Origin of the sequence: Mesorhizobium sp. BR1-1-2, from assembly GCF_020165435.1 — a bacterium.
In the GTDB taxonomy this organism is placed as follows: domain Bacteria; phylum Pseudomonadota; class Alphaproteobacteria; order Rhizobiales; family Rhizobiaceae; genus Mesorhizobium.
Genome location: NZ_JAIUID010000019.1, coordinates 15713 through 37277, shown reverse-complemented (window position 1 = coordinate 37277; position 21565 = coordinate 15713). Strand labels below are relative to the sequence as shown.

Sequence of the window (21565 nt, the reverse complement as noted above, 5' to 3'; positions counted from 1 at the left end):
CCCATGGATACGATCAGGATGCCCGAGCGAACCTATTATGCTCCACATGGCGGCCATTCCGGCCAGAGTGAGCTTCTGACCGGCCGCGCCGTCTTCACCGAGGCCTATGCCGTCATCCCCAAGGGCGTGATGCAGGACATCGTCACCAGCGCCCTGCCATTCTGGGACAAGACCCGCGTCTGGATATTGTCGAGGCCGCTGTCGGGCTTTGCCGAGACGTTTTCGCAGTACATCGTCGAGGTCGCGCCCGGCGGCGGCAGCGACCGGCCGGAACCCGATGCCGGCGCCGAGGGCGCCTTGTTCGTGGTCGAAGGCGAACTGACCGTCCTGCTTGCCGGCGAAAGACATGTGTTGCAGCCGGGCGGCTTCGCCTTCCTGCCGCCGTCGAGCGGCTGGACCGTTCGCAACGAGGCCAAGGCCGATGTCCGTTTCCACTGGATTCGCAAGGCCTACGAGGTAGTCGACGGTCTCGAGGTCCCGCAAGCCTTCTTCACCAACGAGCAGGACATCGGGCCGACGCCGATGCCCGGTACCGACGGCCGTTGGGCGACGACGCGCTTCGTCGATCCGGCCGACATGCGCCACGACATGCACATGACCATCGTCACCCTCGAACCTGGTGCGGTCATTCCCTTTGCCGAGACCCATGTCATGGAGCACGGGCTCTATGTGCTGGAAGGCAAGGCCGTCTACCGGCTCAACCAGGACTGGGTCGAGGTGGAAGCCGGCGACTATATGTGGCTGCGCGCCTTCTGTCCGCAGGCCTGCTATGCCGGCGGACCGGGAAAATTCCGCTATCTGCTCTACAAGGACGTCAACCGGCACGCCAAGCTCGGCGGTGCCGAGATCGCGGGGCGTGCGCCGTGACCCGCATCGTCGCGCGGCCGTTGACCCGCGAGGGCTTTGCCCCGTTCGGCGATGTCATCGACATGGGCGGCGACAACCATTACCCGATCAATGGCGGCAAGGCCGAGCGCTACCATGATCTGGCGACCGCCGAGGCGGTAGGGCCGAACGCCCGCGTGCTGATCTCGATGGTGCGCGGCACGCCTTACGGATTGCCGCTCACGCTGCGCATGGTCGAGCGTCACCCGCTCGGCAGCCAGGCCTTTATCCCGCTGTCGCCACGACCGTTCCTGGTCGTCGTCTGCCATGACGGCAAGGACGGTCCGGGGGAGCCGCATGCCTTCATCACCGCGCCCGGGCAGGGCATCAACTACCGCCGCAATCTCTGGCATGGCGTGCTGACGCCGATCGGCGAGCCCCAGGATTTCCTGATCGTCGACCGTGGCGGCGACGGCTCCAACCTCGAAGAATTCCATTTTTCGCACGCCTACGAGATTCATCTCGCCGACGAGACCCTGCGATGACCGACATTTCGTTGATCGACCGCCTGCTCGATGTTATCGAGCACGACATCGTGCCGAAGACGGAGGAAGGCGTCGCCCATGGCAACAAGCTGTTCGGCGCGGCGATCCTGAAGAAAGGCGACCGCTCGCTGGTGCTGGCCGAAACCAACAACGAGATCGAAAACCCGCTCTGGCATGGCGAAGTGCACTGCCTGAAACGCTTCTACGAAATGCCCAAAGCCGAACGTGTCGACACGAAGGACGCCATCTTCCTGGCCACGCACGAACCCTGCTCGCTCTGCCTGTCGGCGATCACCTGGACCGGCTTCGACAATTTCTACTACCTTTTCTCTCATGAGGACTCACGCGACAGCTTCGCCATCCCGCACGATCTGAAAATCCTGAAAGAGGTCTTCACCCTCGATCCCGGCGGCTACAATGCCGAGAACGCCTATTGGAAGAGTTTTTCCATACCCAGGCTGGTGCGGGCACTGCCCGAGGCGGAACGCGCGCGGCTGGAGGCGCGCATCGGCAAGATTGCAGCACTTTATGACGCGCTCTCTGGCGACTATCAGGCGAACAAGGCCGAGAATGACATTCCGCTGAACTGAGGGCACCAAGCAGCGGTACAGGTCGCATATTTCGCTGCTCCAGTCGCGAATGGCGATTGAAAATCGCCGCGTAGCGGGGCGTTATGCCAGCCCATGAAAACCGTCACCGAATTTCCCCGCAAGGTCGTCGAATTCCCCGATATGGGCATCGTCATGCCCGATGGCTGCCGGCTGTCGGCGCGGATTTGGATGCCCGAGGACGCCGGCGACGATCCGGTGCCTGTCATCCTCGAGCACCTGCCTTACCGCAAGCGTGACGGCACCATCTTTCGCGACCAGCTGACGCATCCCTATTTCGCCGGCCACGGCTATGCCTCGATCCGTGTCGACATGCGCGGCAATGGCGATTCCGAAGGGCTGATGGATGACGAATATTCCGAGCAGGAATTGCAGGATGCCTGCGACGTCATCGCCTGGGCGGCGGCCCAACCCTGGTGCAACGGCAATGTCGGCATGATGGGCATTTCCTGGGGCGGCTTCAACTGCCTGCAGGTGGCGGCCATGCAGCCGCCGGCGCTCAAGGCGGTGATCAGCCTGTGCTCGACCGTCGATCGCTACGCCGACGACATCCATTACAAGGGCGGCTGCCTGCTGCTGGAAAATTTCGGCTGGGCCTCGACGATGCTGTCCTATTCGTCACGGCCGCCGGACCCGCTGATCGCGGGCGACAACAGATGGCGCGACCTGTGGCTGACACGGCTTGAGAACCAGGCCTTCCTTTTGCCGCTGTGGCTCAGCCACCAGCACCGCGACGCCTACTGGAAACGCGGCTCGATCTGTGAGGACTTCTCCGCCGTCAAAGCCGCGGTGCTGTCGATCGGTGGCTGGCATGACGGTTACCGCAACACCATCTCGCATCTCGTCGCCAACATCGAGGCGCCGGTCAAAGGCATCGTCGGCCCGTGGATCCACAAATACCCGCATTATGCCGCGCCCCAGCCGGCAATCGGCTTCCTGCAGGAAGCGCTGCGCTGGTGGGATCGCTGGCTAAAGGGCATCGAGACCGGCGTCGAGGCCGACCCGGCCTACCGCGCCTATGTGATGGACAGCGTGCGGCCAGCGCGCTGGCACCCGGAACGGCCGGGCCGCTGGGTGGCGGAGCGGAAGTGGCCTTCGCCCGACATCAAGACGCAAACGATCGAATTGGTCCCGGCGGGCGGTAAATCCGCCACCATCGCTTCGCCGCAAAGCTGCGGGCTGGCCGGCGGTGAGTATTTCCCGTTCACCTTCGGCCCGGAATTGCCGGGCGACCAGCGCCCCGACGACGCGCTGTCGGTGTGTTTCGACCAGCCGGAACTCGCCGAGGCGATCGACATCGTCGGCGCGCCGGAAGTCGAGGTCCGGCTATCCTGCGACCGCCCGCAGGCCAACATCGCGGTGCGGCTTTGCGACGTGCATCCCGATGGCGCCTCCGAGCTGATCTCCTATGGCGTACTCAACCTCACGCATCGCCTCTCGCACGAATTCCCGCAAGCGCTTGTCCCCGGCGAGAGCGTTTCCGCACGCGTCGTGCTCGACCAGTGCGCCTATCGCGTGCCGGCCGGCCACCATTTGCGCATAGCCGTCTCGAACGCCTATTGGCCCATGATCTGGCCCTCGCCGGAGCCGGTCCGCCTAAGCCTGTCGGCGGCGACGCTGAAGCTGCCGCTGCGCCCGCTGGCGACAAGCGACGAGGTCACGTTCGCTGCGCCGGAGGCCGCTTCTCCCTGGGCAACCGAGACCATCCGCCCGGCCAATTCGGAACGCCGCGTCGACCGCGACGAGAAGACCGGCATCGTCACGCTTTCCATAGAAGACGATTTCGGCGAGGTGCGCGATCTTGCACATGGCCTGGCGAACGGCAGCATCGCCCGCGAGACCTGGACGATCCACCCGGACGATCCGTTGTCGGCCGGGGGACGCACGCATTGGACGCAAACCCTGTCGCGAAGCGGATGGTCGGTGCGCACCGAAACATCGGCCGAAATACGCTCGGACGCCAAAAACTTCATCGTAAGCGCCCGAATTGAAGCTTACGAAGGCGAAAAACTCGTCTTCGAACGCGATTTCGAACAGGCGGTTCCGCGCTCGCTTGTTTGAGCGGCAAGGCATTGGTCCAATTGCGACGTGCCATTTACGCCACGGCATGTCGCATTCGGTCTTGCTTACCGCTTTCCCTTGCGGTCATTATTCCCCTCACAAGAAACAAGAAAACGACCACTAAGGTCGAACCAACAGAGTGAGGAACTCAAAATGTCAAACGAACTGGAATTCCTTAGCCGACGTGTCGCTTCAGGCAAGCTCAGCCGTCGTGATTTTCTCGGCCGGGCGGCAGCGCTCGGCGTCACCGCGACCTTCGCCAACTCGCTGCTTTCGAGCGCGGCGCGAGCAGCCGGCCCGGTCAAGGGCGGCACGCTCAAGGCAGGCCTGGTTGGCGGCGAGTCCACCAACAGCCTGGATCCAGCCCTGTTCATGACGCAGGTGCCGTTCGCTTTCGGCAAGATGTGGGGCGAACTGATCGTCGAGCTTTCCCCCGAGGGCAAGCTCGAGAACCGCATCGCCGAGGAGATCGGCTCGTCCGACGATGCCAAGGTCTGGACGCTGAAGATCCGCGACGGCGTCGAATTCCACAATGGCAAGACGGTGACAGCCGAAGACGTCGCCGCCACGCTCGAGCGCCATTCGGACGAGAAGTCGAAGTCCGGCGCGCTCGGCTACATGAAAGGCATCGAAAGCATCAAGGCCAGCGGCAAGGAAGTGGTGCTGACGCTGAAGGAGGCCAATGCCGATCTGCCCTACCTGCTCAGCGACTACCACCTGATCGTCCAGCCCAATGGCGGCAAGGACAAGGCCGATGCCGGCATCTCGGCGGGCCCCTACAAGGTCACCACCAACGAGCCCGGCGTGCGCCATGGCGGCGAGCGCTTCGCCAATTACTGGCAGGGCGACAAGATGGGCCATGCCGACCAGATCGAGATCATCGTCATCAACGACGCCACGGCGCGTACGGCAGCCCTGCAGGGCGGCCAGGTCAACATGGTCAACCGCGTCGAGCCGAAGATCGTCGACCTGATCAAGCGCGTGCCTGGCGTCACCATCCGCAACCATGCGGGACCGGGCCACTACGTCTTCATCATGCACTGCAATACGGCGCCGTTCGACAACAACGACCTCAGGATGGCGCTAAAGCTGGCGATCGACCGCGAAGAAATGCTGAAGAAGGTGCTGCGCGGTTACGGTTCGCTCGGCAATGATTTCCCGATCAATGCCTCCTACCCGCTGTTCACCGAGATCGAGCAGCGCACATACGATCCGGACAAGGCCAAGTTCCACTACAAGAAGTCGGGGCATGACGGCACGGTGCTGCTCAGGACCTCCGACGTCGCCTTCCCCGGCGCCGTCGACGCGTCCCAGCTTTTCCAGCAGAGCGCCGCCAAGGCCGGTATCAAGATCGAGCTCAAGCGCGAGCCGGGCGACGGCTACTGGAACGAGGTCTGGAACAAGCAACCCTTCTGCGCCTCCTATTGGGGCGGACGCTCGACCCAGGACCAGATGTACTCGACCGCCTACCTGTCGACCGCCGACTGGAACGACACGCGTTTCAAGCGCCCGGATTTCGACAAGATGGTGCTGGCGGCGCGCGCCGAGCTAGACGAGGCCAAGCGCAAGGCGATGTATCACGACATGGCCGTCATGGTGCGCGACGAAGGCGGCCTGATCCTGCCGATGTTCAACCAGTTCATCGACGCCACCGGCGCCAAGGTGGGCGGCTGGGTGGACGATCCGCACCAGGAGTTGATGAATGGCTACGCCCTGGCAAAGTGCTGGCTCGAAGCCTGAGCCGGCCTTGCCCAGATGTCCTCACCTATCGTGAAACTGGTGGCCCAGCGCGTCGCGCTGGGCATCCTCCTTTTGTTGGCCGTCTCGGTCCTGATCTTCGCCGGCACACAGATCCTGCCCGGCGACGTCGCGCAAGCCATCCTGGGGCAGTCGGCGACACCGGAATCGCTCGCCAATCTGCGTGAGCAGCTTGGTCTCAACGACCCGGCCTATATCAGGTATTTCCGCTGGCTCGGCGGCGTTTTGACCGGCGATCTCGGGACCGCCATGTCGAGCGGACAGGACATCGCGACATCGATCAAAGGCCGGCTGTGGAACACGCTGTTCCTCGCCTTCTGGGCGGCGATCGTGGCCATTCCCCTAGCCTTAACGCTTGGCCTGATCGCGGTGCGCTACCGCAATGGCTGGGTCGACAAGCTGATCTCGGGACTGGCGCTCGCCTCGACCTCCTTCCCGGAATTCTTCATCGGCTACTTGCTGGTCTTCTACTTCGCGGTTCAGCATCAGTGGTTCCCCGCCATCTCGACCGTTTATGACGGCATGCCTTTCGGTGAACGCATGCAGGCGATCGCGCTGCCGGCGGCGGCGCTGACGCTGGTGGTGCTTGCCCATATGATGCGCATGACGCGCGCGGCGATCCTAAACGTCATGCAATCGGCCTATGTGGAGACCGCCGAGCTTAAGGGGCTCTCGGCTTTCGCGGTCATCCGCAAACATGCCTTCCCGAACGCCATCGCGCCGATCATCAACGTCGTCATGCTCAACCTCGCCTATCTGATCGTCGGCGTGGTCGTGGTCGAAGTGATCTTCGTCTATCCCGGCATGGGGCAGTATCTAGTCGATCACGTCACCAAGCGCGATGTGCCGGTGGTGCAGGCGGTCGGACTGATCTTTGCCGCCGTCTATATCGGCCTCAACATCGTCGCTGATATAGCGGCAATCGTCGCCAATCCGCGCCTGAGGCACCCCAAATGAAGAGGGCGGGCATGCTCGACATCAAACGCATCCCCGTGCCCGCACTGGTCGGCCTGGTGCTGACGGCCCTGTTCGTGTTGGCGGCCATCTTCGCGCCCTGGCTTGCGCCGCACGGCAATGGCGAGATCGTCGGGGACGTCTGGGAACCGATGTCGGCGGCGCATTGGCTGGGCACCGACAACCTTGGCCGCGATCTGCTGTCGCGCATGATCTATGGTGCGCGCATCACCCTGTTCATCGCAGTGCTCGCCACGGCGTTGTCCTTCTCGCTTGGCGCCATTCTCGGCTTTTCGGCGGCGGTGTTCGGCGGCTGGTTCGACACGCTGCTGTCGCGCCTCGTCGATCTCCTGATGTCGATCCCGACGCTGATCATGGGCCTTGTCGTGCTCTCGGTGCTGCCGACAAACCTGGTGACGCTGATCCTGGTGATGGGCATTCTCGACTCGACCCGCGTCTACCGCCTGTCGCGCGCGGTCGCAGTCGACATCAACGTCATGGACTATGTCGAAGCCGCCAAGCTGCGCGGCGAAGGCAGCGCCTGGATCATCTTCCGCGAGATCTTGCCCAATGCGCTGTCGCCGCTGGTCTCGGAACTCGGCTTGCGCTTCATCTATGCCGTACTGTTCCTGTCGACGCTCTCCTTCCTTGGCCTCGGCGTACAGCCGCCGGATGCCGACTGGGGCGGCATGGTCAAGGAAAACAAGGACGGCATCGTCTTCGGCATTGCCGCGGCGCTCATACCGGCGGCCGCGATCGCGGCGCTTGCGATCTCGGTCAATCTCGTCGCCGACTGGGTGCTCAACCGCACGACAAGCCTGAAAGGAGGACGCGGATGATGGCCGACAGCAAAGCGAAGTCCAGCCCGCTCCTCGATATCCGCAACCTGCGCATCGAGGCCATGGTCTATCCACCGGGGGAAGCGCCAAGGACCATCACGCTCGTCCATGACGTCTCGCTGACGCTGGAGAAGGGCAAGGTGCTCGGCCTGATCGGCGAATCCGGCGCCGGCAAGTCGACCATCGGCCTGTCTTCGATGGGTTATGGACGCGGCGGCGTGCGCATCACCGGCGGCGAGGTGCTCCTCAACGGCCGCGACATCCTCAAGGGCGGCAAGGAAGGTTTCCGCAAGCTGCGCGGCCGCGAGGTCTGCTATGTCGCGCAGTCGGCGGCAGCGGCTTTCAACCCGGCGCACAGGCTGATGGACCAGGTTGTCGAAGCCACCCTCCTGCACGGCAGGGCGACGCGCGCGGAGGCCGAGAAACGCGCCGTCGCGCTGTTCAAGAAGCTGAGCCTGCCCAATCCCGAAACCATCGGCGAGCGTTTCCCGCACCAGGTGTCCGGCGGCCAGCTGCAGCGTGTGATGACGGCGATGGCGCTGTGCTCGGAACCGGACCTGATCGTCTTCGACGAGCCGACGACCGCGCTCGACGTGACGACGCAGATCGACGTGCTGTCGGCGATCAAGGACGCCATCCGCGACACGCATGTGGCCGCGCTCTACATCACCCACGACCTCGCCGTCGTCGCCCAGGTGTCGGACGAGATCATGGTGCTGCGTCACGGCCGGCTGGTCGAATGGGGCGGCACCCGCCAGATCATCAAGGAACCGCGCCAGGAATACACCAACGCTCTGGTGTCCGTGCACGAGATCGAACACGCCGAGCAGAAACCCGGCGCCTCGCCATTCCTGTCCGTAAAGAACGTCACCGCCGCCTATGGCGGCGGCCATGTCAAGGTGCTGAAGAACGTCTCCGTTGATATCTATCCCGGCCAGACGCTGGCAGTGGTCGGCGAGTCCGGCTCCGGCAAGTCGACGCTGGCGCGCGCCATCACAGGGCTCCTGCCGCCTGAACAGGGCACGGTGACCTTCGACGGGCGCCCGCTTGCCAACCGGCTTGCCGACCGGCCGAAGGAGGACTTGCGGCAGCTGCAGATGATCTACCAGATGGCCGACGTGGCCATGAACCCGCGCCAGACCGTCGGCACCATCATCGGCCGGCCGCTCGAGTTCTATTTCGGCATGCGGGGACGTGAGCGAGATCGGCGCGTCGCCGAATTGCTCGACGAGATCGAGATGGGCAAAGGCTTCATCGACCGCTATCCGGCGGAGCTGTCGGGTGGCCAGAAGCAGCGCGTCTGCATCGCCCGCTCGCTCGCCGCCAAACCGAAGCTGATCATCTGCGACGAGGTGACCTCGGCGCTCGACCCGCTGGTGGCCAACGGCATTCTCAAGCTTTTGTTGAACCTGCAGCAGCATGAGAAGGTCGCATATCTCTTCATTACCCACGACCTTGCGACGGTAAGGTCGATCGCCGATTCGATCGCGGTGATGTATCGCGGCGAGGTGGTCCGTTACGGTTCCAAAAGCAAGGTGCTCACACCGCCTTTCGATGCCTATACCGACCTCCTGTTGTCCTCGGTTCCGGAAATGGAGATCGGCTGGCTGGAAAAGGCGATCAAGGGGCGACGCATGGCGAGCGCCGGGAACTAGCCAGCAGTTCGCCAGTCAAGGAGATGACGAACGTCATCCTCATGCAACACTGGAGGGCCACACGTCCTTCGGACGGCATCGCCTGTGTGCGGTTGTTTCAAAAAGGGGTAGGACATGAAGACTGAACTCGACCATCTCGCTGAACTCGCCGGCCAGGGCCGGATATCGCGGCGTGACTTTTTGGGCCGCACCGCGGCATTGGGCGTGTCGGCGGCGCTGGCAACGACGCTAGCCGGGAAAGCCTTCGCACAGACCCCGGTCAAGGGCGGCATTCTCAAGGCCGGCCTGCAGGGCGGCGAATCCACGAACAGCCTCGATCCGGCGCTGAACCTCAGCCAGGTCACCTTCAGCTTCGGCAAGCAGTGGGGCGAATATCTGGTCCGCCTCACCCCCGACAACAAATTGGTCAACCTGATCGCCGAGGACATCGGCGCTTCCCAAGATGCCAAGACCTGGACGATCAAGATCCGCGACGGCATCGAGTTCCACAATGGCAAGACGGTCGGCGCGGAGGATGTCGCGGCCACCATCGAGCGCCACGCCGACGAGAAGTCGAAGTCGGGCGCACTCGGCATTCTCAAGAACATCAAGGGCATCAAGGCCAGCGGCAAGGAGGTCGTCGTCACGCTCGCCGATGCCGATGCCGACTTCCCCTATCTGATGGCCGACTATCATCTCGTCATCCAGCCCAATGGCGGCAAGGACGATCCGAACGCGGGCATCAGCGCCGGCCCCTATAAGGTGACCGTCAACCAGCCGGGCGTGCGCCATGGCGGCGAGCGCTTCGCCAATTACTGGCAGGGCGACAAGGCGGGCCATGCCGACCAGGTCGAGATCGTCGTCATCAACGACGCAACGGCGCGGCTGGCGGCGCTGCAGGGCGGCCAGGTGCACATGATCAACCGCGTCGAGCCCAAGGTGGTCGATCTCGTCAAGCGCATCCCCGGCGTCAGCATCGAGAACGTTTCGGGCAAGGGCTATTACCCGTTCAACATGTTCTGCGACACCGCGCCCTTCGACAATGGCGATCTCAGGATGGCGCTCAAGCTCGCCATGGACCGCGACGAGATGCTGGAAAAGATCCTGCGCGGCTATGGTTCGGTCGGCAACGACTTCCCGATCAACGAGGCCTATCCGCTGTTTTCGGCCATAGAACAGCGCAAGTTCGACCCGGAAAAGGCTGCAGCGCTCTACAAGAAGTCGGGCCACAGCGGCTCGATCCTGCTGCGCACCTCCGACGTCGCCTTCCCCGGGGCCGTCGATGCGGCACAGCTCTATCAGCAGAGTGCCGCCAAGGCAGGCATCAAGATCGAGATCAAGCGCGAGCCGGGCGACGGCTATTGGTCGGAGGTCTGGAACAAGCAGCCTTTCTCGCTGTCTTACTGGGGCGGGCGTGCCACGCAGGACCAGATGTATTCCACCGGCTATGTGTCGAGCGCCGACTGGAACGACACGCGTTTCAAGCGGCCCGAGTTCGACAAGATGCTGTTTGCCGCGCGCGGGGAGCTCGACCAGGACAAGCGCAAGGCGATCTATCACGACATGGCCGTGCTGATGCGCGACGAAGGCGGATTGATCGTGCCTTTCTTCAACCAGTTCATCGACGCCGCCACCAACAAGGTCGGCGGCTTCGCCAAGAGCCCGATCGGCGAGATGATGGACGGCTACGCACTTGGCGAATGCTGGCTGAACGCCTGACGTCAGGTCCCTGCCGAAAGCGCCGCGCGTCCGTGCGACACGCGGCGCGCTCGTTTCACCCGACAATCGCATGGAGCAGCTCGTGGCGCTCAAGACCAAACTGTTGCTGATCATCCTCGACGGCGTGCCGTACCGAAACTGGCGCCGACTGATGGGCAATCTCGAAGGCTGGGTGCAGTCGGGCGAAGCGCGGGTATGGAAGATGCGTTCGGTGCTGCCGTCGACCTCGGCCTGCTGCTACGCCTCGATCCATACCGGGGTGCCGCCGCAGGCACATGGCATTCTTTCCAACGAGAACCGCTTCCGCGTGAGCCAGCCCGACATCTTCTCGGAGGTCACCAAGGCCGGCGGCACAACCGGCGCGGTCACCCACTCCTACTGGTCGGAGTTCTTCCGTTCCTACCCGTTCGACCTCGTCGAGGACATGGAGTATGACGAGCCGGGCGGGCCGATCACGCATGGCCGCTTCCACACCATGACCGGCTACAACGCGCGCAACCAGATGACGCCGAGCGACGTCGACCTGTTCGCCACGCTGACCATGCTGAGCAGCCGCCACGGCATCGACTACGGCATCCTGCACACTTGTACGCTGGACTCGATGGGCCACCGTTTCGGCCATGACTGTCATGAAATGGACCATGCCTGCTACGCGATGGACGGCATGCTGGCCGCTTTCCTGCCGCGCTGGCGCGATGCCGGTTATGAGGTGATCGTCACCGCCGATCATGGCCAGACCGACCGCGGCCACCATGGCGGCCATGATGACGAGATGCAGGATTTCGCGCTGTATTATTTCGGCGGCGGCACCGGACCGGATGCCGACACGCTGCTCGACCAATTGCAGGTGGCACCGACGGTTCTGAGCCGGCTTGGCGTGCCGGTGCCGGCGACGATGAAGGCGAAGCCTTTCCTGCGCTAGCTCCCCTTCTCCCCTTGTGGGAGAAGGTGTCGCCGCAGGCGACGGATGAGGGGTGCTCCAGAGAACACCAACGCCTCACTCCGCTGGAACACCCCTCATCCGTCTCGGCGCTAGCGCGCCGATCCACCTTCTCCCACAAGGGGAGAAGGAAAAAGCACACCTACTGGCAACGCTCATCTTCTTCGGTTAGCCTCCGCAAATTCCTTGGCGGAGGATGAACCTTTTTGGACCGATCAGCGACAGAGCAGGCAGGAGCCAGGCGGCTCGATCGGCCATGACGGCCGCGATGGAAACCGATCGCGCGCTTGTCGAGCGGGTCGCGAAGGGCGACCGGGCCGCCGTGCGGCTCCTGTTCATGCGCCACCACGCGCGGATATACCGCTTCGTGGCGCGCCAGACGGGATCGGAAATGATGGCTGACGATATCGCGAACGAGGTGTTCCTCGAACTGTGGCGCCAGGCGCCGGGTTTCGAGGGACGTTCCGAAGTCTCGACATGGCTGCTCGGCATCGCCCGCTTCAAGGCGCTGTCGCTGTTGCGCAAGAAGAAGGAAGACTGGATCGACGACGAGGCCGCCGCCGCGGTGCCCGACAGCGCCGATACACCCGAGATCGTTACCATGAAGGAGGACAAGAGCACCGCCCTGCGCCGCTTCATCGATGCCTTGCCGCATGAGCATCGTGTGGTCATCGATCTCGCCTATTATCAGGGGCAATCGGTGACCGAGATCGGCGAGGTGCTCGACATCCCGGTCGCGACCGTCAAGACGCGGATGTTTTATGCCCGCAAGAAGCTCGGCGAGGCCCTCAAGGCCGCCGGTTACGACAGGGGGTGGCCATGAGCGCCGCTGAAAAGATGTCGCGCCGCGATGAAATGGAAACGCTGCTGCCGTTCTACCTGAACGGTTCGCTGGAAGGCTCGGAGCTGGAGGCCGTCGAGGAATGGCTGGCCAACGATCCGGCGGCGATGGCGGCTCTTGGCGAGGCGGAGGCCGAATTCTCCAGCACCGCGGCCATCAATGAGGCGATCCGTCCGCCGGCCGATGCGCTGAGCCGCTTTTCCAGGGCGCTCGATGCCGAGGCTGGCCCGGCGCGCGCCGCCGCCGGTTCGTCCTGGCTGGCGCAGGTCTGGAGCCGCTTCATGGCACTGCCGGTCGGCGTCGCCTGGGCGGCGGCCGCGGCTCTGCTGGCGCTGGTCATGGTGCAGTCGTTCGTGCAGCCCGGCGGCAAGAGCGGCAATTTCGAGATCGCGGGTGCGCAGGACGAGATGGCGAAGATGCCGTTCGCGCTGGTCAAGTTCAAGCCCGACGCGAAAATGTCCGACATCGCCGCCTTTCTCGACAGCAGCGGACTGAAGATCCTGGACGGACCGGCCGCCGGGGGCGTGTTCCGGCTTGGCATTCCGGCCGCGAACGCGGCCGACTACGCCAGGCAACTCGGCCTTGTTGCCGCCCAGCCTTTCACCGACACCGTGATCGAGGGAAGGAAACCGGCCGATGGCGGCTGAGGCGGTCATTCGATTTGCGGCCATCCTTGCGGCGGCGATGACGATCGCCACCGGGCCTGCGTCGACGCAGGGCAACGACACCAATGCCAACCGGGGAAAGATCGACTGCCGCGACGGCGCCAATGCGGCAGGCCCCGACTGTGCCAAGGACGGCAATGCCGGCGGCAACAGTGGCGGCGCGGCGGACGCCGTGTTTCTTCCCGGCCTGATCGTCGATCTGTTCCCCAATCCGGCCGCTCCCGCGGCACCGGTGCCGACGCCACGGCCGGACCCGGCAACGCCGCCCGCCGGCACCCAGGCCGGACCGCCTTCGGGCGGGCCGATCGTCTCGCCGAGCGATCTCATCGCCGTTCAGCCGCCACGCGCCGTGGCCGGCGATTTCGTGCCCGACGAGGTGCTGGTCACCGTCGATGGCGATGCGGGCGCCGTGCAGCAGATCGCCGCTTCCTTCGGCCTCGATGTGCGCTCGCAGCGGCAATCGTTTCTGCTCGGCACCACACTTGTGCGCTTCGGCATTCCCGACGGCCGCCCGGTCGGCGTCGTGCTGGCGCAGCTTGCCGCCGACGGCCGCACGCAGCGGCGCGAGCCCAACCATATCTATTCGCTGCAGCAGGCGGCGGGTATCGTCAACTATGCGTTCGAGCGCATCGCGCTCGAACCCAGCCAGGCGAGCGGCGAGAACGTCCGCGTCGCTGTCATCGACACCGGCATCGACGAGACCAATCCGGCACTGGCCGGGGTCATCGCCGGCCAGTTCGACGCCATGCCCGACGTGGCGGTCGAAAAGCGCGATCACGGTACCTCGATCGACGGGCTGATCGCCGGCGTCGGCGCGCTCAAGGGCATGGCGCCCGGCGCCAGGATCTATCACGCACGTGCCTTCGAAGGCGGCAAGTCGACAATGGACGCCATCCTCGCTGCGCTCGACTGGGCGGCAAGCCAAGACGTTCGCATCATCAATATGAGTTTCGTCGGTCCGAAGAACGACCTGCTCGGCGTCGCCTGCCGCAATGCACGCGCGCTCGGCATGGTTCTTGTCGCCGCCGCCGGCAACAACGGGCCCAAGGCGCCCTATGGCTACCCGGCCGCCTTCGACGGCGTCATCGCGGTGACCGCGACCGATGCCAAAGACGGGCTGATGCCGCAGGCCAATCGCGGCGCCTATGTCTTCATCTCGGCGCCGGGCGTCGAGATGGTGGCGCCGAGCGGCGCGGGCTCGGATGTGGTCACCGGCACTTCTTTTGCGGCGGCGATCGTCAGTGGTGCCATCGCCAATCTCATCCACGCCGCGCCGGACCGCTCGGCCGACGCCATCGAAAAGGCACTTGCCGCAACGGCTCGGGATCTCGGTTCGAAAGGGCGGGACGATGATTTCGGCTACGGGCTGCTGGACATCAAGGCCGCCGAGACGGCGAAAGAATGATCCTTGGCGACACGCCCCTAAATTCAGTCGACGGCTATTGCGACGGTCGAGACGGGGCGAATGCTCGACTAAACATCATCTAGAGGGCCGGACCCAACCGAACGGCGCTTCCATCATAGAAGCGTGACAGCCGAAAGCGGCTGAGATCATGCCCACTCGCGTTACCCTGAATCAGGTCGGAAACGACGCGACCTATTCCAGGTCCGATACCGAATCCGTGACCACTCATTCCCGTCGCGACGAAAAGACCGACGACTGCCCGCGCGTGGTCCACGACGGGGACGACATCGGGCATGGCGTCAATCATGCCTCCCCACCCTGCCTTCAAGCGAACTGTTTCGAACTGTGGAAAGAGGCGTCTGAAATTGCGCTCTACAGAACGGAGACCGGAGCATTCAGCGGCCGGGTTGAGCACCCGCATCCTTTCGAAAGGACTCCGGGAATCCGGGGTCCAATCGCGCGGAATCGACCAGCTGTCAGGGTAACCCGATGGAGCGTACGGAAAGTAGCGGGTTCCGAGCGGATTGGCCATGAGGGCGGGAAGGTACTTGGTGGCGTGCCGGAATGCGTCAGGCCCCAGGTAAAGCAAATTACTGCCTCCCGGGGCGAGCGTGTATCCGCCATCCTGTCGGCGCCTGAAAGCGATGTGTTCGTCCGCTGCCGCACCTGCATAGATTTCAGGCATAGGCTCCGTTGCGGCTACGGTTACCCTGACGCTGAGTTGGGGGATGGAGACGCCGTGTCTTCTCAGGAAGAGGGACGACCAGGCGCCGCCCGCGACCAGTACGCTGGAGGTTTCAATGTATCCCGCCTCGGTCCACACTCCTCTGATCCTGCCAGCTGAGATTTCGAGGGTTCGCGCGGCACAATTCTCTATGATCTTGGCGCCTTTTCGGACGGCAAGACGAGCGAGCGCAGGCACCGCCAACCAAGGCTCCGCGCGCATGTCGGAGGGCGTCGTCATTGCGCCCTTGAACTTGCGCGACATGCCCTTGATGAGTTTCGCGGTTTCGTCCGCGTCCAGGAGGCGAGTGTCGAGCCCATGGATCTCGGCGATCTTCATGAACTCTTCGAAACCGGCCATGTCCTTGTCGGAGTTCGCCAGATAGGTCACACCTGTCTGATCCAGCCCGATGTCTTCGCCGCATTCCTCAGCCAGTTGCCGCCATAGGCGAAAAGCCTCGATGACAATTGGCAGTTCATCTGCGTCGCGCCCCTGCTTTCGAATCCAGCCCCAATTTCGGGACGATTGTTCGGCCGCAACGCGGCCTTTTTCCAGCAGCGTGACCGGAATGTTCCGCTTCGCCAGAAAAAGAGCCGTCGTTACGCCGATGATGCCGCCACCAATGATGACCACCTCCGAACGCTTCGGTGGTGGGCCAGGATGTTGGATTGGATCCATTTCGGAGAACGGGAATATCGGCAAGTGGGCACCCAGGAGAGCTGGTTGATGGCTTTGGCTTATTGGTTGCCACCCTCTAAAAGCCAAAGCAAGCGCGGTGCAGGCAGACCACTATCCATGACACTGCAACCGATTTTCCGGCAACGCCCGCAAGCGGTCTAACTCGGCCCCCGGAGCGACTGGCTCTATCCCAGGGCAGGCGCTCCGGCGACCGATCCCCTGACCACCAGATCGACCGGCCAGACCTCGCCGCGCGGGCCCTCCTCCAGCCCCGATATCCGTGCCGCCAGGCGCTCGGCGATGCGGGCGCCGGCGAGCCGGATCGAGGAGCGCGTCGTCGACAGCGGCACGGAAAAATTCTCCGGCTTCAACCAGGGAAAGACGTCGTCATGAGCGATCAGCGAGACGTCGCCGGGGATGCTCAGGCCGAGATCGCGCACAGCGCGCACGACGCCCAGCGCCATGATCAGGCTGGAGCAGGCGATCGCGGTGGGCGCGCCGTCCTGTTCGAGCAGGCGCCGGGCGGCGCGATAGCCGTTCTCCTCGGTCATGGCGACGGAACAGACATGGCGTTCGCCCAGGGTCAGGCCGCTCGCGGCGAGCGCCCGGCGCACGCCTCGCTCGCGATGTACGGCGAAGGTTTCGCGGTCATCGCCATTGATCAACGCCAGCCGCCGGTGGCCGAGTTGGACGAGCAGTCGCGCTGCCTCGTGAAAGGCGCCCTCATTGTCGATGTCGAGATAGGGATAGTCGAAATCGAAACCTTCGCTGCGGCCATGGATGATGAAGGGTATACCGAGCGTATTGACCAGCGCCACGCGCCGGTCGGCCGGCGTCGGCGAGGAGATGTAGACGGCGTCGACCTGGCGGTTGGCGACGATGCGCCGGTAAGTCGTCTCCTGGTCGTCGGCGTCGGCGGGAGACAGCACCAGGTCGAGCTCGTGCGAGCGCGCATAGTCGCCGAGGCCGGACAGGAATTCGACGAAGTGCGGGTCGATGTCGACGGCAGCACCCGTCGGCAAGACATAGCCGATCATTCCGGACTTGCCGGTCGCAAGCCGGCGCGCGCTCGGATTGGGGCGATAGCCATGGCGCTTGGCGGCGTCCATGACGCGCCGGCGCGTCTCCTCGTTGACCTCGGGATAGCCGTTCAGCGCCCGGCTTACCGTGGTCTGCGAAAGCGCCAGCATATGCGCGAGCTGCTTCAGGTTCACGAGAGGCCTCCATTCCTCAAAGCGCTTTTAAATTGAATCGACCCAAGTCTTGCAACAGGCTCGGCACATCATGACGACCATAGGCGGGCTTGGGGCAGGTTTGAAACATAAATTGCTGCTGCATTGCCAAAAAAGCGTGCTGCGGCGCGATATTCCAGGCAACGTATACCGGGATTAAATCGATTAACTTGTCACACCTCTTGACTTCAGGACGATTCAATGGCGAGATCGAAAAAGCCAAAGCGCTTTGGAAGACTCTTCGAAAGGTTGCGGTTCCTTTCCGACTGAGTCACAGTCCTGCGGCGTCGGTGGGCGGAATGGAGGTTCCGTCCGGTGTTTGTGACCCACTGGGAGGGAATACCGATGAAGAACATGCTTTTGCTGGGCGCCGCGCTTGCCGTGTTCGCCCTCGGCGCGCCCGCGCAGGCCGAACTGAAGTTCAAGCCGGGCGAGGACAAGCGTTTCAACTGGGCAAACTACGAAGAGCTCAAGAAAGTCGACCTCAAGGGCGAGACATTGTCGATCTTCGGGCCATGGCGCGGCGAGGACGAGGCCCTGGTTCGCGGCGTACTCGATTATTTCTCGGAAGCCACCGGTGCCGAGATCAAATATTCCTCCTCGGAAAATTACGAGCAGCAGATCGTCATCGATACGCAGGCCGGCAGCCCGCCCAACATCGCCGTGCTGCCGCAACCCGGCCTGATCCAGGATCTCGCTTCCAAGGGTCTCCTGACGCCGCTCGGCGATGACACCGCCAAATGGGTCAAGGACAATTACGGCGCCGGCCAGTCATGGGTCGATCTCGGCACCTTCAAGGACAAGGACGGCAAGCCGGGCTTCTTCGCCTTCCCCTACAAGGCCGACGTGAAATCGCTGGTCTGGTACTCGCCCGACAATTTCGAGGAAGCCGGCTACAAGGTGCCGAAAACGCAGGAAGAACTCGCCGACCTCGAGAAGAAGATCATCGCCGACGGCGGTACGCCATGGTGCATCGGGCTCGGATCGGGCGGCGCCACCGGCTGGCCGGCGACGGACTGGGTGGAAGACCTCATGCTGCGCACGCAGTCTCCGGAAACCTACGACAAATGGGTGAAGAACGAGATCCCGTTCAACGACCCGGCAGTGGTCAACGCAATCGATATCTTCGGCAAGATCGCGACCGACGACAAGATGGTCGATGGCGGCGCCAAGGCGGTTGCGGCGACCGATTTCCGCGACAGCCCCAAGGGCCTCTTCGCGGTGCCGCCGAAATGCTACCTGCACCATCAGGCGTCGTTCATCCCGACCTTCTTCCCGGAAGGCACGAAGATCGGCCAGGATGCGGATTTCTTCTACTTCCCGCCCTACGCGTCCAAGCCCGAACTGGGCACTCCCGTGCTCGGCGCCGGAACGCTGGCGATGATCACCAAGGACTCGAAGGCCGCCCGCGCCTTCATCGAATTCCTGAAGATGCCGCTCGCTCATGAGATCTGGATGGCCGAAGGCGGTTTCGTCACCCCGTTCAAGGCGGTCAACAAGGATGCCTATGCCAGCGATGCGCTGCGCAAGCAGGGCGAGATCCTGGCCAACGCCTCGACTTTCCGTTTCGACGGGTCGGACCTGATGCCGGGCAAGATCGGCGCCGGCGCCTTCTGGACCGGCATGATCGACCTGGTCGGCGGCAAGTCGGCGCAGGACGTCGCCACCGACATTCAGAAGAGCTGGGACGCGATCAAGTAAGAGCCGCACCCGCGGAGGCCTAGGCTTCCACCTCCCGAGCGGATCCGGGCCAAACTGGCCCGGATCCGACCGGCCCATCGCAACATCCCAGCCCGGCCGACCGGGACGGATCAGGTTCCAGTCGTGACGGCGTAGACATTCCGGCATGCGGCGGGCACGGAGCCACACGCTTCCCTGCCTGCTCGCGCTCAAACAACGAGATCGGCGCGCGGCGCAATCGCAAGGATCGTTTCCATCCTGGCGGGTCGTGCAGGGAGAGGGACCCATGGCGGCTCAGATTTTCTCGGCCATATTCGTCATCATCATCGGCGTCGGCGGCTGCGTCGCCTATTTCTGGGGCGCCAACAAACTGCTCGACGTCACCTTTCCCTCGCGCGGCGTCGCGGGGGCCGCCGCCGTCGACAATCTGCGCCGGCAGGGGCTGATCCGGCCCTGGCTGTTCGTCGGCCCGGCGATGATCATCCTGACCATCTATCTCATCTATCCGGTGGTCGAGACGCTGCGGCTGTCCTTCCTCGATCGCGGCGGCGTCAATTTCGTCGGCCTGGCCAACTATCAATGGGCCTTCGGCGACCGCGAGTTCCGCAATTCGATTCTCAACAATGTGCTCTGGCTGGCCGTAGTGCCCGCCGCCTGCACCTTCCTTGGCCTGATCATCGCCGTGCTTACGGACAAGATCTGGTGGGGCACGATCGCCAAGAGCCTGATCTTCCTGCCGCTGGCGATCTCCTTCGTCGGCGCCAGCGTCATCTGGAAATTCATCTATGAGTATCGCGGCGAGGGCCAGACGCAGATCGGCATCCTGAACGCCATCATCCAGCATTTCGGCGGCCAGCCGCAGGTCTGGATATCGCTGCCGTTCTGGAACAATTTCTTCCTGATGGTGATCCTGATCTGGATCCAGACCGGCTTTGCCATGGTCATCCTGTCTTCGGCGCTGCGCGGCATTCCGGAAGAGACGCTGGAAGCCGCCGTCATCGACGGCGCCAATCCGTTCCAGATCTTCTGGAAAATCATGGTGCCGCAGATCTGGGGCACCATCGCCGTGGTCTGGACCACAATCACCATCCTGGTGCTCAAGGTATTCGACATCGTGCTGACCATGACCAACGGCCAATGGAACAGCCAGGTGCTGGCCAATCTGATGTTCGACTGGATGTTCCGCGGCGGCGGTGATTTCGGCCGCGGCGCGACAATCGCCATCATCATCATGATCGCGGTCATTCCGATCATGGTCTGGAACATACGCCAGGCCAACAAAGAGACGGGAGGACATTGAGATGACCGTCGCGACCGGAAACTCCTTCGCCAGCCGCTTCGGCGTTCACATTGCCGTGCTGGTCTTCGTTGCGATCTGGACCATGCCGACGCTCGGCATTCTGGTATCGTCGCTGCGCGACAAGGACCAGATCATCGCCTCGGGCTGGTGGAACTCGTTCGCCAGTTCCAGCCAGACCGAAGCCGGACGCTTGCCGCCCGCCTCGGCGCAGGTCGAGAAGGATGGCAAGTTCGTCCTCCAGGGCAACATTTTCGGCGATCGCGCGGCGCGCGAGATCAGCGCCTTCGGCGTCAAGTCGGCGGCACCGACGCAATTTCCGGCCGGCACATCGGCCGATCTCGGCGAGGGCGTTACCTTGCAGCTCAATGCCGACGGCAGCTTCGTCATGACCTCGCCCAAGGCGTTCGAGGGCGACCGCGGCCAGCGCGTCTACTATGCCTCCTCGGCGCCGCCGAAATTCACCACCGACAACTACAGGACCGTGCTGTTTTCGGAAGGCATCGGCCGCTCCTTCATGAATTCGCTGACCGTCACTATCCCGGCGACCGTCATCCCGATCCTCATCGCCGCCTTTGCGGCTTACGCTCTGGCCTGGATGCGCTTTCCCGGGCGCGCGCTTCTGATCGCGGTCATCATCGGCCTCTTGGTGGTGCCGCTGCAGATGTCGCTGATCCCGCTGTTGAAGCTCTATAACGGCGTCGGCGCCTTCTTCGGCGTGCCCTCCAAGACCTATCTCGGCATCTGGCTGGCGCATACCGGCTTCGGGCTGCCCTTCGCCATCTATCTCTTGCGGAGCTACATTGCCGGCCTGCCGCGCGAGATCATGGAATCGGCGCGCATCGACGGCGCCAGCGATTTCGAGATCTTCGTCAAGATCGTGCTGCCGCTGTCATTTCCCGTGCTGGCGTCCTTCGCCATCTTCCAGTTCCTGTGGGTATGGAACGATCTCCTGGTGGCGATGGTTTTCCTTGGCACGGAGGCGGATCAGATCGTGCTGACCGCCAAGCTCAATGCCTTGCTCGGCTCGCGTGGCGGCGACTGGGAGATCCTGACGACGTCGGCTTTCGTGACCATCATCGTGCCGCTGATCGTGTTCTTCTCTTTGCAGCGCTATTTCGTCCGTGGGCTGCTCGCAGGCTCGGTGAAAGGAGGCTGAA

At 63.5% G+C, this 21565-nt stretch carries 18 protein-coding genes; 16 read left to right on the top strand and 2 right to left on the bottom strand.

What is annotated here, in order from left to right:
• Positions 1 to 3: 3 nt before the first annotated feature.
• From LB551_RS27125 to LB551_RS27065, 13 genes are all read left to right on the top strand, one after another.
• Positions 4 to 867, top strand: coding sequence for a bifunctional allantoicase/(S)-ureidoglycine aminohydrolase (locus LB551_RS27125; protein ID WP_224661110.1), 864 nt, complete (start codon positions 4 to 6; stop codon positions 865 to 867).
• Positions 864 to 1370, top strand: a complete 507-nt coding sequence (locus tag LB551_RS27120; protein WP_224661109.1) for an ureidoglycolate lyase — start codon at positions 864 to 866, stop codon at positions 1368 to 1370. Before LB551_RS27125 ends, LB551_RS27120 begins: the two co-directional genes overlap by 4 nt.
• A complete protein-coding gene (locus LB551_RS27115; protein ID WP_224629228.1) occupies positions 1367 to 1960 on the top strand; it encodes a nucleoside deaminase in 594 nt (197 codons plus the stop codon). Before LB551_RS27120 ends, LB551_RS27115 begins: the two co-directional genes overlap by 4 nt.
• 93 nt (positions 1961 to 2053) lie before the next feature.
• Positions 2054 to 4039: a CocE/NonD family hydrolase gene (locus LB551_RS27110; RefSeq protein WP_224661108.1), complete on the top strand. Its 1986-nt coding sequence runs from the start codon at positions 2054 to 2056 to the stop codon at positions 4037 to 4039.
• Between the two features lie 153 nt (positions 4040 to 4192).
• Positions 4193 to 5779: an ABC transporter substrate-binding protein gene (locus LB551_RS27105; protein ID WP_140550359.1), complete on the top strand. Its 1587-nt coding sequence runs from the start codon at positions 4193 to 4195 to the stop codon at positions 5777 to 5779.
• A gap of 15 nt (positions 5780 to 5794) precedes the next feature.
• Positions 5795 to 6754 (top strand): ABC transporter permease, encoded by a 960-nt coding sequence (locus tag LB551_RS27100; protein ID WP_140550360.1) that lies wholly within the window; start codon positions 5795 to 5797, stop codon positions 6752 to 6754.
• Between the two features lie 11 nt (positions 6755 to 6765).
• Entirely contained in the window at positions 6766 to 7590 is an 825-nt protein-coding gene (locus LB551_RS27095; protein ID WP_140512801.1) for an ABC transporter permease, read from the top strand.
• Positions 7590 to 9245: an ABC transporter ATP-binding protein gene (locus LB551_RS27090; RefSeq protein ID WP_224661107.1), complete on the top strand. Its 1656-nt coding sequence runs from the start codon at positions 7590 to 7592 to the stop codon at positions 9243 to 9245. The genes LB551_RS27095 and LB551_RS27090 overlap by 1 nt, the downstream gene beginning before the upstream one ends.
• A 114-nt stretch (positions 9246 to 9359) precedes the next feature.
• Complete coding sequence (locus LB551_RS27085) at positions 9360 to 10943, top strand: ABC transporter substrate-binding protein (RefSeq protein WP_224661106.1); 1584 nt, start codon at positions 9360 to 9362, stop codon at positions 10941 to 10943.
• 70 nt (positions 10944 to 11013) lie between these two features.
• A complete protein-coding gene (locus LB551_RS27080; RefSeq protein WP_224661105.1) occupies positions 11014 to 11865 on the top strand; it encodes an alkaline phosphatase family protein in 852 nt (283 codons plus the stop codon).
• Positions 11866 to 12139: 274 nt separating this feature from the next.
• Positions 12140 to 12706, top strand: a complete 567-nt coding sequence (locus LB551_RS27075; protein WP_140550364.1) for a sigma-70 family RNA polymerase sigma factor — start codon at positions 12140 to 12142, stop codon at positions 12704 to 12706.
• Entirely contained in the window at positions 12703 to 13371 is a 669-nt protein-coding gene (locus tag LB551_RS27070; protein ID WP_224661104.1) for an anti-sigma factor, read from the top strand. The genes LB551_RS27075 and LB551_RS27070 overlap by 4 nt, the downstream gene beginning before the upstream one ends.
• Positions 13361 to 14794, top strand: a complete 1434-nt coding sequence (locus LB551_RS27065; RefSeq protein ID WP_224661103.1) for a S8 family serine peptidase — start codon at positions 13361 to 13363, stop codon at positions 14792 to 14794. Before LB551_RS27070 ends, LB551_RS27065 begins: the two co-directional genes overlap by 11 nt.
• Before the next feature lie 79 nt (positions 14795 to 14873).
• Here the strand turns inward: LB551_RS27065 and LB551_RS27060 are convergent, their stop codons facing one another.
• Entirely contained in the window at positions 14874 to 16220 is a 1347-nt protein-coding gene (locus tag LB551_RS27060; RefSeq protein WP_224661102.1) for an NAD(P)/FAD-dependent oxidoreductase, read from the bottom strand.
• A 161-nt stretch (positions 16221 to 16381) separates the two neighbouring features.
• Positions 16382 to 17410, bottom strand: a complete 1029-nt coding sequence (locus tag LB551_RS27055; protein WP_224661101.1) for a LacI family DNA-binding transcriptional regulator — start codon at positions 17408 to 17410, stop codon at positions 16382 to 16384.
• A 363-nt stretch (positions 17411 to 17773) separates the two neighbouring features.
• On the opposite strand from LB551_RS27055, the gene LB551_RS27050 reads away from it, so the two are divergent.
• The 3 genes from LB551_RS27050 (at position 17774) to LB551_RS27040 (ending at position 21564) form a co-directional block, all read left to right on the top strand.
• The gene (locus LB551_RS27050; RefSeq protein WP_224661100.1) at positions 17774 to 19129 is read left to right on the top strand and encodes an ABC transporter substrate-binding protein; all 1356 of its coding nucleotides are present in this window, start codon (positions 17774 to 17776) and stop codon (positions 19127 to 19129) included.
• Positions 19130 to 19394: 265 nt separating this feature from the next.
• The gene (locus LB551_RS27045) at positions 19395 to 20408 is read left to right on the top strand and encodes a carbohydrate ABC transporter permease (RefSeq protein WP_224661099.1); all 1014 of its coding nucleotides are present in this window, start codon (positions 19395 to 19397) and stop codon (positions 20406 to 20408) included.
• A 1-nt stretch (position 20409) separates the two neighbouring features.
• Positions 20410 to 21564, top strand: a complete 1155-nt coding sequence (locus LB551_RS27040) for a carbohydrate ABC transporter permease (protein ID WP_224661098.1) — start codon at positions 20410 to 20412, stop codon at positions 21562 to 21564.
• Position 21565 lies beyond the last annotated feature (1 nt).

What these genes read in the sequence shown, in the direction of transcription:
- LB551_RS27125 (WP_224661110.1), top strand. Translation starts at nt 4, where the DNA reads ATGGATACGATCAGGATGCCCGAGCGAACCTATTATGCTCCACATGGC.
- LB551_RS27115 (WP_224629228.1), top strand. Translation starts at nt 1,367, where the DNA reads ATGACCGACATTTCGTTGATCGACCGCCTGCTCGATGTTATCGAGCAC.
- LB551_RS27110 (WP_224661108.1), top strand. Translation starts at nt 2,054, where the DNA reads ATGAAAACCGTCACCGAATTTCCCCGCAAGGTCGTCGAATTCCCCGAT.
- LB551_RS27105 (WP_140550359.1), top strand. Translation starts at nt 4,193, where the DNA reads ATGTCAAACGAACTGGAATTCCTTAGCCGACGTGTCGCTTCAGGCAAG.
- LB551_RS27100 (WP_140550360.1), top strand. Translation starts at nt 5,795, where the DNA reads ATGTCCTCACCTATCGTGAAACTGGTGGCCCAGCGCGTCGCGCTGGGC.
- LB551_RS27095 (WP_140512801.1), top strand. Translation starts at nt 6,766, where the DNA reads ATGCTCGACATCAAACGCATCCCCGTGCCCGCACTGGTCGGCCTGGTG.
- LB551_RS27090 (WP_224661107.1), top strand. Translation starts at nt 7,590, where the DNA reads ATGGCCGACAGCAAAGCGAAGTCCAGCCCGCTCCTCGATATCCGCAAC.
- LB551_RS27085 (WP_224661106.1), top strand. Translation starts at nt 9,360, where the DNA reads ATGAAGACTGAACTCGACCATCTCGCTGAACTCGCCGGCCAGGGCCGG.
- LB551_RS27080 (WP_224661105.1), top strand. Translation starts at nt 11,014, where the DNA reads ATGGAGCAGCTCGTGGCGCTCAAGACCAAACTGTTGCTGATCATCCTC.
- LB551_RS27075 (WP_140550364.1), top strand. Translation starts at nt 12,140, where the DNA reads ATGACGGCCGCGATGGAAACCGATCGCGCGCTTGTCGAGCGGGTCGCG.
- LB551_RS27070 (WP_224661104.1), top strand. Translation starts at nt 12,703, where the DNA reads ATGAGCGCCGCTGAAAAGATGTCGCGCCGCGATGAAATGGAAACGCTG.
- LB551_RS27065 (WP_224661103.1), top strand. Translation starts at nt 13,361, where the DNA reads ATGGCGGCTGAGGCGGTCATTCGATTTGCGGCCATCCTTGCGGCGGCG.
- LB551_RS27050 (WP_224661100.1), top strand. Translation starts at nt 17,774, where the DNA reads ATGAAGAACATGCTTTTGCTGGGCGCCGCGCTTGCCGTGTTCGCCCTC.
- LB551_RS27045 (WP_224661099.1), top strand. Translation starts at nt 19,395, where the DNA reads ATGGCGGCTCAGATTTTCTCGGCCATATTCGTCATCATCATCGGCGTC.
- LB551_RS27040 (WP_224661098.1), top strand. Translation starts at nt 20,410, where the DNA reads ATGACCGTCGCGACCGGAAACTCCTTCGCCAGCCGCTTCGGCGTTCAC.